This window comes from Rhodococcus sp. P14, from assembly GCF_000256505.1.
Classification (GTDB): domain Bacteria; phylum Actinomycetota; class Actinomycetes; order Mycobacteriales; family Mycobacteriaceae; genus Rhodococcus; species Rhodococcus ruber.
Genome location: NZ_AJFC01000228.1, coordinates 1 through 12,956 on the forward strand (window position 1 = coordinate 1; position 12,956 = coordinate 12,956).

Annotated in this window: 13 protein-coding genes and 1 riboswitch; of the genes, 5 read left to right on the forward strand and 8 right to left on the reverse strand. The window is 68.7% G+C overall.

Annotated elements, in window-relative coordinates; all coding sequences use genetic code 11:
* Positions 1 to 1,190, reverse strand: a 1,190-nt coding sequence (locus OEY_RS0115865) for a thymidine phosphorylase (protein ID WP_010594836.1), incomplete at its 3' end; no start/stop codon positions are given.
* A complete protein-coding gene (locus OEY_RS0115870) occupies positions 1,183 to 1,605 on the reverse strand; it encodes a cytidine deaminase (protein ID WP_026137505.1) in 423 nt (140 codons plus the stop codon). The genes OEY_RS0115870 and OEY_RS0115865, both read right to left, overlap by 8 nt.
* Positions 1,606 to 1,858: 253 nt before the next feature.
* Between OEY_RS0115870 and sdhC the strand changes: the two genes are divergently transcribed.
* From sdhC to OEY_RS0115890, 4 genes are read left to right on the forward strand one after another with little or no spacing between them, the layout of a single operon-like run.
* Positions 1,859 to 2,263, forward strand: a complete 405-nt coding sequence (gene sdhC / locus OEY_RS0115875) for a succinate dehydrogenase, cytochrome b556 subunit (protein ID WP_072786530.1) — start codon at positions 1,859 to 1,861, stop codon at positions 2,261 to 2,263.
* A gap of 1 nt (position 2,264) precedes the next feature.
* The gene (locus OEY_RS0115880) at positions 2,265 to 2,705 is read left to right on the forward strand and encodes a succinate dehydrogenase hydrophobic membrane anchor subunit (RefSeq protein ID WP_010594838.1); all 441 of its coding nucleotides are present in this window, start codon (positions 2,265 to 2,267) and stop codon (positions 2,703 to 2,705) included.
* Between the two features lie 15 nt (positions 2,706 to 2,720).
* Positions 2,721 to 4,472 carry a succinate dehydrogenase flavoprotein subunit gene (gene sdhA, locus OEY_RS0115885; RefSeq protein WP_003935735.1) on the forward strand — a complete coding sequence of 584 codons (1,752 nt, stop codon included), beginning with the start codon at positions 2,721 to 2,723 and terminating at the stop codon, positions 4,470 to 4,472.
* Entirely contained in the window at positions 4,472 to 5,248 is a 777-nt protein-coding gene (locus tag OEY_RS0115890) for a succinate dehydrogenase iron-sulfur subunit (protein ID WP_003935736.1), read from the forward strand. Before sdhA ends, OEY_RS0115890 begins: the two co-directional genes overlap by 1 nt.
* Positions 5,249 to 5,306: 58 nt before the next feature.
* Here the strand turns inward: OEY_RS0115890 and OEY_RS0115895 are convergent, their stop codons facing one another.
* Positions 5,307 to 6,347: an NAD(P)-dependent alcohol dehydrogenase gene (locus tag OEY_RS0115895; protein WP_010594839.1), complete on the reverse strand. Its 1,041-nt coding sequence runs from the start codon at positions 6,345 to 6,347 to the stop codon at positions 5,307 to 5,309.
* 89 nt (positions 6,348 to 6,436) lie between these two features.
* Positions 6,437 to 7,444: an NADP-dependent oxidoreductase gene (locus OEY_RS0115900; protein WP_010594840.1), complete on the reverse strand. Its 1,008-nt coding sequence runs from the start codon at positions 7,442 to 7,444 to the stop codon at positions 6,437 to 6,439.
* A gap of 121 nt (positions 7,445 to 7,565) precedes the next feature.
* On the opposite strand from OEY_RS0115900, the gene OEY_RS0115905 reads away from it, so the two are divergent.
* Positions 7,566 to 8,162 carry a TetR/AcrR family transcriptional regulator gene (locus tag OEY_RS0115905; protein ID WP_026137506.1) on the forward strand — a complete coding sequence of 199 codons (597 nt, stop codon included), beginning with the start codon at positions 7,566 to 7,568 and terminating at the stop codon, positions 8,160 to 8,162.
* Here OEY_RS0115905 and yhjD read toward each other — a convergent pair.
* The 4 genes from yhjD to OEY_RS0115925 form a co-directional block, all read right to left on the reverse strand.
* Positions 8,107 to 9,171 (reverse strand): inner membrane protein YhjD, encoded by a 1,065-nt coding sequence (yhjD, locus tag OEY_RS0115910; RefSeq protein ID WP_010594842.1) that lies wholly within the window; start codon positions 9,169 to 9,171, stop codon positions 8,107 to 8,109. The genes OEY_RS0115905 and yhjD overlap by 56 nt on opposite strands.
* Positions 9,172 to 9,229: 58 nt before the next feature.
* The gene (gene trpS, locus OEY_RS0115915; protein WP_010594843.1) at positions 9,230 to 10,270 is read right to left on the reverse strand and encodes a tryptophan--tRNA ligase; all 1,041 of its coding nucleotides are present in this window, start codon (positions 10,268 to 10,270) and stop codon (positions 9,230 to 9,232) included.
* Positions 10,271 to 10,342: 72 nt separating this feature from the next.
* Entirely contained in the window at positions 10,343 to 11,146 is an 804-nt protein-coding gene (locus tag OEY_RS0115920) for an exodeoxyribonuclease III (RefSeq protein ID WP_026137507.1), read from the reverse strand.
* An 85-nt stretch (positions 11,147 to 11,231) separates the two neighbouring features.
* On the reverse strand, positions 11,232 to 12,449 hold the full coding sequence (locus OEY_RS0115925; protein WP_010594845.1) for an NADP-dependent isocitrate dehydrogenase: 1,218 nt from the start codon (positions 12,447 to 12,449) through the stop codon (positions 11,232 to 11,234).
* Between the two features lie 266 nt (positions 12,450 to 12,715).
* Positions 12,716 to 12,831: riboswitch (SAM riboswitch) on the forward strand.
* The last annotated feature ends 125 nt before the right edge of the window (positions 12,832 to 12,956 follow it).

Below are 12,956 nucleotides of genomic sequence, written 5' to 3' on the forward strand. Positions count from 1 at the left end.
GACTTCACCGGGGGGTCGGTGTGCAGGGGGGCGATCGTGTCCCCGGCGCGGACCCGGTCCCCCGGCTTCGCGTGCAGCTCGATCCCCGCCGCAGCCTGCACGGGTTCGCCCTGCCGTTCCCGGCCGGCGCCGAGTCGCCATGCGGCCACGCCCACCGCCATCGCGTCGAGTTCGGCCAGCACGCCGTCGCCGGGTGCGCGCAGTTCCTCGGTGTACCGGGCCGCGGGCAGCGGCGCGTCGGGGTCACCGCCCTGCGCGGCGATCATCGCGCGCCACCGGTCCATGGCGGTGCCGTCGCGCAGCCGGTCTGCGGGGTCGACGTCGTCGCGACCGACGGCGGCGAGCATCTCGCGGGCGAGGGCGAGGGTCAGCTCGACCACGTCCGACGGGCCGCCGCCGGCGAGCACCTCGACGGCCTCGCGCACCTCGAGGGCATTGCCGGCGGTGCGCCCGAGCGGGACGTCCATCCGGGTGAGGAGCGCGGTGGTGTGCAGCCCCTCGTCCTCGCCCAGCTCGACCATGGTGCGGGCGAGCTCGCGGGCGTCGCCCAGGTTCTTCATGAACGCCCCGGAGCCGACCTTGACGTCGAGGACGAGGGCGCCGGTGCCTTCGGCGATCTTCTTGCTCATGATCGAGCTGGCGATCAGGGGGATGGACTCGACCGTGCCTGTGACGTCGCGCAGGGCGTAGAGGCGGCGGTCGGCCGGGGCGAGATCGGCGCCGGCCGCGCAGACGACTGCACCCACCGCCGGGTCGGCGAGGATTTCGGCGATCTCGGCGGTGCTCAGTTCCGCCCGCCAGCCGGGAATCGCCTCGAGCTTGTCGAGGGTGCCGCCGGTGTGGCCGAGTCCGCGGCCGGAGAGCTGGGGTACTGCGACGCCGCAGGCAGCGACGAGCGGAGCCAGCGGAAGGGTGATCTTGTCGCCTACGCCGCCGGTGGAGTGCTTGTCGACGGTGGGCAGGCCCAGTCCGGTGAAGTCGAGACGCCGGCCCGAGTCGATCATGGCGGTGGTCCAGCGGGCGGTCTCGGCGCGCGTCATGCCCCGGAAGTAGACCGCCATCGCGAGGGCCGCCATCTGCTCGTCGGCGACGACACCACGGGTGAACGCCTCGATGATCCAGTCGATCTCGGCGCCGCCGAGTTCCTTGCCGTCCCGTTTGCGGGTGATGATCGACAGGGCGTCAGGCACGATCGGTCCCTCCCGCCTCGCGCACCGCGTCCAGGTCACCGGGCCCGAACGCGTCCGGCAGCAGTTCGGAGAGGGGCCGCGGACCGCGACGCGTGTCGACCTCGAGTTCGGGACCGCCGTGTTCGGCGAGGATCTGCCGGCAGCGCCCGCACGGGCTCAGGACGGCCCCACGCGCGTCGCAGACGGCGACGGCGCGCAACCGCCCGCCACCACCGGAGATCAAGTTACCGACCAGTACACATTCGGCACACAGGCCCACTCCGTGTGAGACATTTTCCACATTGCATCCGACGACGATCCGTCCGTCGTCCACGAGCGCCGCAGCCCCCACCGGGAAACGGGAGTAGGGTGCGTACGCGCGGCCCATCACCTCATGTGCTTTGGCGCGCAAGGTTTTCCAGTCTACGTCCGGCATGGTTGCCCATCCTGTCACGGTGGCCGATTCCACGGTCCACCGCCCCGTCCGGGCCAGATCACAGTTGGAAAGGCATACCTAACTTGTTATTTGGCGGCCGTACGAACCGCCACGCGAATTAGTTCCCGACTTTCGGATAGGACTAAAGTCGGTCGAAGTCGGTTCAGGTTCACGTCGAGCCCGTGCTGCGGAATCCCCCAGAGGCTGGAGAGGCTCGACGCGTCCACCATTGACGTTGGAGGCACAGCACTCGATGAGCAGCACGACTGAAGCCGCTCCCGCACCGGGGCGCACACGGTCGCTTTACCGGGGAGACCCGGGCATGTGGTCCTGGGTTCTGCACCGGATCACAGGCGTGGCGACATTCTTCTTCCTTTTCGTCCACGTCCTGGACACGGCACTCGTCCGGGTGAATCCCGAGACCTACGACAGTGTCATCGAGACCTACAAGAATCCCGTCGTCGGTCTCATGGAGCTCGGGTTGGTGGCGATGGTGCTCTACCACGCCCTCAACGGCCTGCGCGTGATGCTCGTGGACTTCTGGTCCAAGGGCCCGCAGTACCAGCGGGTGATGCTCTGGACGGTCCTGGCGATCTGGTTCGTGGTGATGATCCCGGCCGCCGGTCGCATCTTCTACAACATGTTTGCGGGGCACTGAGATGACTGAAGCCAAGACTCTCGGCACGGCGTACGACCGCCCGGCCAGCCTCGACAATCCGCGCTCCCCGCGCCGCGCCGCGAAGAACAACTTCGAGCTCTACGCCTGGTTGTTCATGCGCCTGTCCGGTCTCGCCCTGATCATCCTGGTGCTCGGCCACCTGTTCATCATGCTGATGCTGGACGAGGGCGTGCACCGCATCAACTTCGCATTCGTCGCCGGACGCTGGTCCAGCCCGTTCTGGCAGTTCTGGGACCTGTCGATGCTCTGGCTCGCGCAGCTCCACGGCGGCAACGGCCTGCGCACCGTCATCGCGGACTACTCCCGCAAGGACTCGACCCGATTCTGGCTCAACACGATCCTGGTCGTGTCGATGATCCTGATCATGGGCCTGGGCACCTATGTGATCTTCACCTTCGACCCCAACATCGTTGCGAGCTAGGGGAGCTACGACTTCATGCAGGAACATCGTTATGACGTGGTCATCGTCGGTGCCGGCGGCGCCGGCATGCGTGCGGCCATCGAGGCCGGTCCCCGCGCCCGCACCGCAGTTCTGACCAAGCTCTACCCGACCCGCAGCCACACCGGCGCCGCGCAGGGCGGCATGTGCGCCGCCCTCGCGAACGTCGAGGAGGACAACTGGGAGTGGCACACCTTCGACACCGTCAAGGGTGGCGACTACCTCGTCGACCAGGACGCTGCGGAGATCATGGCCAAGGAGGCCATCGACGCGGTGCTCGACCTCGAGAAGATGGGTCTGCCGTTCAACCGCACCCCCGAGGGCAAGATCGACCAGCGCCGGTTCGGTGGCCACACCCGTGACCACGGCAAGGCCCCGGTACGGCGCGCCTGCTACGCGGCCGACCGCACCGGTCACATGATCCTGCAGACGCTCTACCAGAACTGCGTCAAGCACGACGTGGAGTTCTTCAACGAGTTCTACGCCCTCGACATCTCGCTGACGCAGACCCCCGAGGGTCCCGTCGCCACCGGCGTCATCGCCTACGAGCTCGCCACCGGCGAGATCCACATCTTCCACGCGAAGTCGATCGTGTTCGCCACCGGCGGCTCGGGCCGGATGTACAAGACGACGTCCAACGCGCACACCCTCACCGGTGACGGCATGGGCATCATCTTCCGCAAGGGCCTGCCGCTCGAGGACATGGAGTTCCACCAGTTCCACCCGACGGGACTCGCGGGCCTGGGCATCCTGATCTCCGAGGCCGTGCGCGGCGAGGGCGGCATCCTCCGCAACGCCGACGGCGAGCGCTTCATGGAGCGCTACGCCCCCACCATCAAGGACCTCGCGCCCCGCGACATCGTCGCCCGCTCGATGGTGCTCGAGGTGCTCGAGGGCCGCGGCGCCGGCCCGAACAAGGACTACGTCTACATCGACGTGACGCACCTCGGTGAGGACGTCCTCGAGGAGAAGCTCCCGGACATCACCGAGTTCGCCCGCACCTACCTCGGCGTCGACCCCGTCACCGAGCTCGTGCCGGTGTACCCGACCTGCCACTACGTGATGGGCGGCATCCCCACCAAGATCAACGGTGAGGTGCTGCGCAACAACGAGGACGAGGTCCCGGGCCTGTACGCCGCGGGCGAGTGCGCCTGCGTCTCCGTCCACGGCGCCAACCGTCTCGGCACCAACTCGCTGCTCGACATCAACGTGTTCGGCCGTCGCGCCGGCATCGCCGCGGCCGAGTACGCCAACACCCACGACCACGTGGACCTGCCGGAGGACCCGGCCCGCAACGTCGTGGAGTGGCTCGAGCGGATCCTGGGCGCGGGCGGCAAGGAGCGCGTGGCGGACATCCGCAGCGAGCTGCAGCAGTCCATGGACAACAACGCCTCGGTGTTCCGCACCGAGGAGACGCTCACCAAGGCGCTCGAGGACATCCACGCGCTGAAGGAGCGGTACAAGAACATCACCGTCCAGGACAAGGGCAAGCGCTACAACAGCGACCTGCTCGAGGCCGTCGAGCTGGGCTTCCTGCTCGAGATGGCCGAGGTCACCGTCGCCGGTGCGCTCAACCGGAAGGAATCGCGCGGCGGTCACGCCCGCGAGGACTTCCCGAAGCGCGACGACGAGAAGTTCCTCAAGCACACCATGGCCTACAAGGAGGGGACGGAGCTGATCTCCCCCATCCGCCTGGACTACAAGCCGGTGGTGCAGACCCGCTACGAGCCGATGGAGCGGAAGTACTGATGACAACCCTCGAGAAGAACGAAGCCGACGTCTCGAACCTGCCACCCGTGCCCGAGGGCGCCACGATGGTCACCCTCAAGATCGCGCGGTTCAACCCCGAGGACGGCAAGGGTCAGCACTGGGACAGCTTCCAGGTTCCGGCGCTGCCGTCGGACCGCATGCTCAACCTGCTGCTCTACGTGAAGGGCTACCTCGACGGCACCCTCACGTTCCGCCGCAGCTGCGCGCACGGGGTGTGCGGCTCGGACGCCATGCGGATCAACGGCGTCAACCGCCTGGCCTGCAAGATCCTGATGAAGGACATGCTGCCCAAGGACGGCAAGCCGGTGACCATCACCGTCGAGCCGATCCGCGGCCTGCCGGTCGAGAAGGACCTCGTCGTCGACATGGAGCCCTTCTTCGACGCGTTCCGCGCCGTGAAGCCGTTCCTCATCGCCACGGGCAACGAGCCCACCCGCGAGCGGATCCAGTCGCAGGCCGACCGTGCCCGGTTCGACGACACCACCAAGTGCATCCTGTGCGCGTGCTGCACCACCTCGTGCCCGGTGTACTGGAACGACGGCAGCTACTTCGGTCCCGCCGCCATCGTCAACGCGCACCGGTTCATCTTCGACAGCCGTGACGAGGGCGCCGCCGAGCGTCTCGACATCCTCAACGACGTCGAGGGCGTGTGGCGCTGCCGCACCACCTTCAACTGCACCGACGCGTGCCCGCGCGGCATCCAGGTGACGAAGGCGATCCAGGAGGTCAAGCGCGCGCTGCTGTTCGCTCGCTGATCCCCGTACCCGACGAAGGCTCCGCACTCGATCCGAGTGCGGAGCCTTCGTCGTCGTGTCAGCCCGGGACGACCACCCCGCGGCCGCGGATGCTGCCCTCGCGTAGCCGCCGGTAGGCCGTGGGTCCCTCGTCGAGGGTGAACGTCTCGGTGTGGATGTCGAGCCGGCCGGCACGGGCCAGGTCCACGACGTCCATCAGCTCGGACCGCGTGCCCCAGTACGGCGTCACGACGGACGCGCCGAACGGGATCATGAAGAAGCCGACCTTGGCGTGGGCGCCGGCATGGATGCCGACCACCGAGATGTGCCCGTCGATCGCGACCACCTGCTGCGCCGTGTCGATCGTCGACTGGGCGCCGACGAAGTCGAACACCGCCGTCGCGCCCTCACCGCCGGTCAGCTCCCGGATCGCGTCCGCCGCCCCGGCGCCCGACTTCACCGCCGCGTCGGCGCCGACCTCGCGGGCGAGCGCGAGTCGGTCGTCGTCGAGATCGACGGCGATCACGCGGGCCGCGCTGACGGCGCGCAGGATCTGGATGCCGACGTGCCCGAGTCCGCCGACCCCGATGACGACCGCGGTCGAGCCGGGTCCCAGCAGGGGCAGGACCCGCGAGATCGCGTGGTACGGCGTCAGGCCCGCGTCGGTGAGCGGAACCGCCGCGACGGGGTCGAGGTCCCCGATCGGGACGAGGTGGCGCGCCGAGTCGACGATCATGTACTCGGCCATCGACCCGGGCGAGCCGAGACCGGGCGGGGTGATGCCCAGCTCGGCGGCGCGGGTGCAGTAGTTCTCCCGGCCGCGCGCGCACGCGTGGCACGCACCGCACCCCCACGGCCCGTACACGGCGACGGCGTCCCCCGTCTCGAATCCGGTGACGCCGGCGCCGAGTTCGGCGACGGTGCCGACGCCCTCGTGGCCGAGGGTGAGGGGAAGACCGTAGATGTACTGCTCTGCCGGCATGTCCATCACGAAGATGTCCGAGTGGCACAAGCCGGCCGCGGTGACCTTCAGCAGGATCTCACCCGGCCCGGGCGCCGGGGTGGGGACGTCGACGACGACCGGCTCGGAGCCGATCTCGGTGTACTGGAGGGCTTTCATGCGCCCGACTCTACGGCCGGGAAGGTGCGCCCGCCCGGCACTGGAGCGAATCTTCCGCTGCACGACGCCGGCCGTTCCGGCTCCGGACGTCAGGCGGTTCGGACGAGCATCTTGCCGACGTTGCGCCCGCGCATGAGGTCGAGGAAGGCATCGACCGAGTTGCCGATGCCGTCGACGATCGTCTCGTCGAACACCACGTCGCCGGCCGCGAGCCACGGCCCCATCTTCGCCGCGAACTCGGGGAAGACGTGGGTGTAGTGGCCGAGGGTGAAGCCCTGCAGGGTCAGGCCGCGGGTGATGATGTTGGCCATGTTGTCCGGGCCCGCCGTGCGTTCGGTGTTGTTGTACAAGGCGATCGCGCCGCACAGGGCGGCCCGGCCGCCGTCGCGCAGGACGTCGAGGGCCGCCTCGAGATGGTCGCCCCCGACATTGTCGAAGTACACGTCGATCCCGTCGGGCGCGGCCCGGCGCAGCTGACGCCGCACGGGCGCCGACTTGTAGTCGAACGCGTCGTCGTAGCCGTAGCGCTCGGTGAGCATCGCGACCTTGCTCTCGGAGCCGGCGGAGCCGAGCACCCGGCTCGCTCCCTCGAGCCGGGCGATCTGTCCGGCGGCGGTGCCCACCGCCCCGGCGGCCCCGGAGACGAAGACGGTGTCCCCCGGCTGCATGCGGGCGATGTGCATCAGACCGACGTAGGCGGTCAGTCCCGTCAGCCCGAGGATGCCGAGGTAGGCGGAGTTCGGGACCCCCGGCAGCTCGTCGACCACGCGGAAGGCGGCGGCGTCGCCCTGCGCGACGTCGCGCCAGCCCAGATCGTGCAGTACGACCGAGTCGACGGGGTGGGCCGGCGACGTCGACTCCACGACGCGGCCGACGGCGCCGCCGGTCATGGTCTCCCCCAGGGCGAACGGCGGGATGTAGGACTTCACGTCGTTCATCCGTCCCCGCATGTAGGGGTCCACCGAGACGAACTCGTTGACGACGCGGACCTGGTTCGGGCCGAGGTCGGGCAGGTCGGCCGTCACGGTGCGGAAGTCGTCGTGCGACGGCCAGCCGACGGGGCGCCGGACCAGCTGGATCTGGGTGCTAGAGGTCACCGGGTGTGAACCTTCCTCACGTATCGAGCCGCCGGGACAGTCCCGGCGGCTCCGGAGTATTGAACTGACCTTTCCAATATATACTGGACCGGTCATTGCACAACGGGGATCGGAAGGACGCATGGGACGGCCACCGGGGTTCGACGCCACCGATGTCGTGGAAAGAGCACGGGATTTGTTCTGGGACAAGGGTTTCGAAGCCACGTCCGTCCCCGAGCTCGAGCGGGCGACCGGCCTGAACAGGTCGAGTCTCTACAACGCCTTCAGCAGCAAGCGCGGGTTGTTCGACGCCGCCGTGCGGGACTACCTCGACCGCGTCGTGCGTCCCCGGCTGCGCGTCCTCACCGACGAACCCGTCGCCGCCGATGCGGCGGCACGCTACTTCCGGGCGCTGGCCCGCACCGTCGCGGCCCTGCCGGACGACTCGCCGCGCCGCGGCTGCCTGCTGCTCAACAGCGCCGCGGGCCTCGCCGCGCACGACGAGGCGCAACGCGCGGTCGTCGCCGCCTACCGCACCGAGCTGGCGACCGCGTTCGCCCACGCGCTGCGCGCCCTCGATCCCGCCGCCGACGGCGAGACGCTGGCCCACCGGGTGCGGGTGCTGGCGTCGCTGTCGCTGAGCACGCTGCTGCTCGCCCGCGTCGACCGGGACGAGGCGGTCGCTACCGCCGAAACCGCGCTCGCACAGCTCGACGAATGGCGCGCGAGCGCTCGCTGAGCAGGGCCCCGCCGACCGCACCGGCACCGACGAGCGCCAGACCGCCGCGCAGGCCGGGACCCTCGTGCACCTCCACCCGCGGCGTGATCCGAGCCAGCTCCGGGGGCGGCACGTGGGCCAGGACCAGATTCTCCTTGGACGACGCCGCCCACGCCGTGGCGAACAGCAGCATCCGGGCGGTCAGGTTCGCGAACACCAGCACGCCGAGGATCGGGCCGAACGCTACCCCGGCGGGACCGCTGGTGACCCGGGAGAGGTAGATCGAGCCGACCTGCTTGAACACCTCGAACGCCACGGCGGCGAGCAGGCCGGCCCGCATCGCGCTGCGGAAGGTGACGGGCTCCCGGGGCAGCCGGGCGATCACCCAGGTGAACAGCAACCACGTCGCGCACACGGCGAGGGCGATCGTCGTCACCGTGAGCGCCACCCCGATGCCGGGCACGTTCTCGAGCCGCAGCACCCCGACGAAGAGGTCCATGACGGGTCCGCTGCTCGCGGCCGACAGGGCCAGCGACGCCACGATGGCGAGTCCCAGGCCGAGGAGGGTCAGGGCGTCGTTGACCTTGGTGCGCACGAACCCGTCCTTGACATGCGGGTGGTCCCACATCGCCGTGAGCGCGTCCCGCAGGTTGGTGATCCAGCCGATCCCCGCGTACGCGGCGGTGAGCAGGCCCACGGTTCCCACGGCGCTGCGGGAGGCGATCGCAGAGTCCACCAGGCCCTGCACCGTCGCGCCGAGCTCGCCGGGGATGTTCTGGGCGATCGCGGTCTGCAGCTGCTCGAGGGTCTCGGGCCGGCCCGCGAGCACGAAACCGGCCACCGAGAACGACAGCATCAGGATGGGAATCAGGGACAGCACACTGAAGTACGTGATCCCCGCGGCGTAGTAGTCGCCCTTCTGCTCCTGGTACCGCAGGCCGGCCCGTACCAGGTGGTCGAGCGACGGATGCGCCGCTCGTTGCCGCTCGAGAAACCCCGGTTTCGACGGTTCGGTGGAATCGTCGGCCATCGGTGGGCAGCTCCTTCCGCGTTCCGCCGCCCCGGGCTGTGTGCGGGGCACGCCCCGGCTACTTGCGGGGCAGGAATCCCACCCTGTCATAGACCTGCCCGAGTGTCCGGGAAGCCACCTCGCGGGCCTGATCGGCACCGGTCGACAGGATGCGCAGCAGCTCCGCCTCGTCGGCGAGGTACTCGTCGACCTTCGCCTGCAGCGGCACGACGAACTCGGTGAGCACCTCCGCGGTGTCGGCTTTGAGATCGCCGTACCCCTTGCCCGCGTAGCCGGCGACGAGTTCGTCGACCGGCCGGCCGGACAGCGCGGCCTGAATGGTGAGCAGGTTGCTCACGCCGGGCTTGTTCTCGGGGTCGAAGCGGATCTCGCGCTCGTTGTCCGTCACCGCCGACTTGATCTTCTTGGCCGACACCTTCGGATCGTCGAGCAGGTTGATCAGGCCGGCCGGGGTGGCCGCGGACTTGCTCATCTTCGCCGTGGGGTTCTGCAGGTCGTAGATCTTGGCGGTGCCCTTGATGATCTGCGGCTCGGGAACGACGAACGTCTTGCCGAACCGGGTGTTGAACCGCTGCGCGAGGTCACGGGTCAGCTCGAGGTGCTGACGCTGATCCTCCCCCACCGGCACGCGCTGCGGCCGGTACAGCAGGATGTCGGACGCCATCAGCACGGGGTAGGTGAACAGACCGACGCTGGCGTGCTCGGTGCCCTCCTTGGCGGACTTGTCCTTGAACTGCGTCATCCGGCTCGCCTCACCGAAGCCGGTGATGCAGCTCAGCACCCACGCCAGCTCGGCGTGCTCGGGTACCTGGCTCTGGACGAACAGCACCGACCGGTCCGGATCGATGCCGACGGCGAGCAGCTGAGCGGCCGCGCGCAGAGTGCGCCGTCGCAGCCCCTTCGGATCCTGCGGCACGGTGATCGCGTGCAGATCGGGGATGAAGTAGTAGGCGTCGAATTCGTCCTGCAACGGAACCCACTGCTGCAGCGCGCCGAGGAAGTTCCCGAGATGGAACGAATCGGAGGTCGGCTGGATACCCGACAGCACCCGCGGCCGGGCGGTCGGCGTGGTGGTGTTCTGTTCTGCAGTGCTCGCCATGGTTGTCGATACTTTCACGTGCGTGGAGAGCCGCTCCCGGGAGGTCGGCTCCGATCGCGGGGTCCGCCCGGGTCAGCGGAACTGCACGGTGACCGGGGCGTGGTCCGACCAGCGCTCGGCATAGGTGGCGGCCCGCTCGACGCGGGCCTCCTTCGCCCGGGCGGCCAGCCCGGCCGTTGCGAGGTGGTAGTCGATCCGCCAGCCGGCGTCGGTGTCGAACGCCTTCCCGCGGTAGGACCACCACGAATACGGGCCGTCGACGTCCGGGTGCAGGGCGCGCACCACGTCGACCCAGCGGCCGTCGGCGAGGAGGGCATCGAGCCAGGCGCGCTCGCCGGGCAGGAACCCGGACTTCTTCACGTTGCCCTTCCAGTTCTTGATGTCACGCTCGGTGTGGGCGATGTTCCAGTCCCCGCACACCACCATGTGCCGGGCCGCGGCCTCGGCCTCGGCGGCGCGGTGGTTCAGGTGCGCCGCGAACGACGCCATGAACCGCTCCTTCTCCTCCTGCTTCGGGGTGCCGGCCTCCCCGGTGGGGAGGTACAGACTGCCGACGGTCAGATCGCCGAAGTCCGCCTCGACGTACCGTCCGGAGGCGGCGAACTCGTCCTCGTCGAACCCGACGCGCGAGGAGTCGGCGGGGCGCCGGGACAGGATCGCCACCCCGGCACGGCCCTTGGCCTCCGATTCGGCCGACACGACGTACCACCCGGCATCGAGGGCCGGCGCGATCGCCGCGTGGAACTGCTGCTCGGTGGCGCGCACCTCCTGCAGGCACACGATGTCGGCGGGCTCGGTGGCCAGCCAGGCGAGCAGGCCCTTGCCGGCGGCGGCACGGACACCGTTGACGTTGACGGTGGAGACGACATGAGGCACGCCGGTCACCGTAGCGGACGGTCCCGACCCGGAACGACGACGGGACGCCCCCGGCAGGGGCGTCCCGTCGTGTGCGGTCCGTGCGTCAGGCGCGGGCCTTCTGGAGGTTCTCGTCGAGCGCGGCGAGGAACTCCTCGGTGGTCAGCCAAGCCTGCTCGGGCCCGATGAGCAGGGCGAGGTCCTTGGTCATCTGGCCGGCCTCGACGGTCTTGATGACGACGTCCTCGAGCTGCTGGGCGAACTCGATCACCTCGGGGGTGTTGTCGAGCTTGCCGCGGTGCTCGAGACCACGGGTCCAGGCGAAGATCGACGCGATCGGGTTCGTCGACGTCGGCTTGCCGGCCTGGTGCTGCCGGAAGTGCCGGGTGACGGTTCCGTGCGCGGCCTCGGCCTCGACGGTCCTGCCGTCCGGGGTCATGAGCACGGAGGTCATCAGGCCCAGCGAACCGTAGCCCTGCGCGACGGTGTCCGACTGGACGTCGCCGTCGTAGTTCTTGCAGGCCCAGACGTAGCCGCCCTCCCACTTGAGCGAGGAAGCGACCATGTCGTCGATGAGACGGTGCTCGTAGGTGAGTCCGGCGGCGTCGAACTCCGCCTTGAACTCCTCCTCGTAGATCCGCTGGAACTCGTCCTTGAACATGCCGTCGTAGGCCTTGAGGATCGTGTTCTTGGTCGAGAGGTAGACCGGGTAGTTCTGCTGCAGGCCGTAGGACAGCGAGGCCCGCGCAAAGTCCTGGATGGACTTCTTGTAGTTGTACATCCCCATGACTACGCCGCCGTCCTCGGGAATCCGGCACACCTCGTGCTGGATCGGCTCGGAGCCGTCCTCCGGCGTGAAGGTGATGGTGACGGTGCCCGGGCGGTCGACCTTGAAGTCGGTGGCGCGGTACTGGTCGCCGAAGGCGTGACGGCCGACGATGACCGGCTTGGTCCAGCCCGGCACCAGGCGCGGCACGTTCGAGATGATGATCGGGGCACGGAAGATGGTGCCGCCCAGGATGTTACGGATCGTGCCGTTGGGCGAGCGCCACATCTTCTTCAGGCCGAACTCCTCGACCCGGGCCTCGTCGGGAGTGATGGTCGCGCACTTGACGCCGACGCCGTGCTTCTTGATGGCGTTGGCCGCATCGACGGTGACCTGGTCGTCGGTCGCATCGCGGTGCTCGATGCCGAGGTCGTAGTACTCGAGATTCACATCCAGGTAGGGATGGATCAGCTTGTCTTTGATGAACTGCCAGATGATGCGGGTCATCTCGTCGCCGTCGAGTTCGACGACCGTTCCTTCAACCTTGATCTTGGACATGTGCGCTTCGCGTCCTCCTAGGAAGTGTCCCTGGTCCCAAGTCGATCCCACTTTGTGGGTGCGATCGTGGTCGGCTCAATGAACCATTTATGGCGTGCTCACACGTGCGGAACACGGTCCAAACAAGACGAGCGTACTGCTATCGCCCCGCTCCGCCAAGCGCACCCCCGGCTACCCGCGGGTAACTTTCACCTGCTCAGGCGCCCTCTCCCGGCAGGTACGGGTCGCCTACCGAAGCGTCCGTCCGAGCCGCTAGACTCGCGCCAGGTCATGAGTACCAGCGTGAAGCCCCGGCTTGCTGGTCGGCAACCCTCCGGCCAGGGTGGGGTGCTCCGGGTGATGACCCGGTCGTCCGGCGACACGCCGCACGACAAGCCGGTCCGATGGAGGTATTCGTCATGAGGGTTGTGATCATGAGCTGTCGTCACTAGCCGCCCCGACCTCCCGACCACGGCCAGTAAGGACATCATGACCGACAGCGAGAACACCCGGCGCGAAGACGGCTGG

What these genes read in the sequence shown, in the direction of transcription:
- sdhA (WP_003935735.1), top strand. Translation starts at nt 2,721, where the DNA reads ATGCAGGAACATCGTTATGACGTGGTCATCGTCGGTGCCGGCGGCGCC.
- OEY_RS0115925 (WP_010594845.1), bottom strand. Translation starts at nt 12,449, where the DNA reads ATGTCCAAGATCAAGGTTGAAGGAACGGTCGTCGAACTCGACGGCGAC.
- sdhC (WP_072786530.1), top strand. Translation starts at nt 1,859, where the DNA reads ATGAGCAGCACGACTGAAGCCGCTCCCGCACCGGGGCGCACACGGTCG.
- OEY_RS0115905 (WP_026137506.1), top strand. Translation starts at nt 7,566, where the DNA reads ATGGGACGGCCACCGGGGTTCGACGCCACCGATGTCGTGGAAAGAGCA.
- yhjD (WP_010594842.1), bottom strand. Translation starts at nt 9,171, where the DNA reads ATGGCCGACGATTCCACCGAACCGTCGAAACCGGGGTTTCTCGAGCGG.
- trpS (WP_010594843.1), bottom strand. Translation starts at nt 10,270, where the DNA reads ATGGCGAGCACTGCAGAACAGAACACCACCACGCCGACCGCCCGGCCG.
- OEY_RS0115890 (WP_003935736.1), top strand. Translation starts at nt 4,472, where the DNA reads ATGACAACCCTCGAGAAGAACGAAGCCGACGTCTCGAACCTGCCACCC.
- OEY_RS0115870 (WP_026137505.1), bottom strand. Translation starts at nt 1,605, where the DNA reads ATGCCGGACGTAGACTGGAAAACCTTGCGCGCCAAAGCACATGAGGTG.
- OEY_RS0115880 (WP_010594838.1), top strand. Translation starts at nt 2,265, where the DNA reads ATGACTGAAGCCAAGACTCTCGGCACGGCGTACGACCGCCCGGCCAGC.
- OEY_RS0115895 (WP_010594839.1), bottom strand. Translation starts at nt 6,347, where the DNA reads ATGAAAGCCCTCCAGTACACCGAGATCGGCTCCGAGCCGGTCGTCGTC.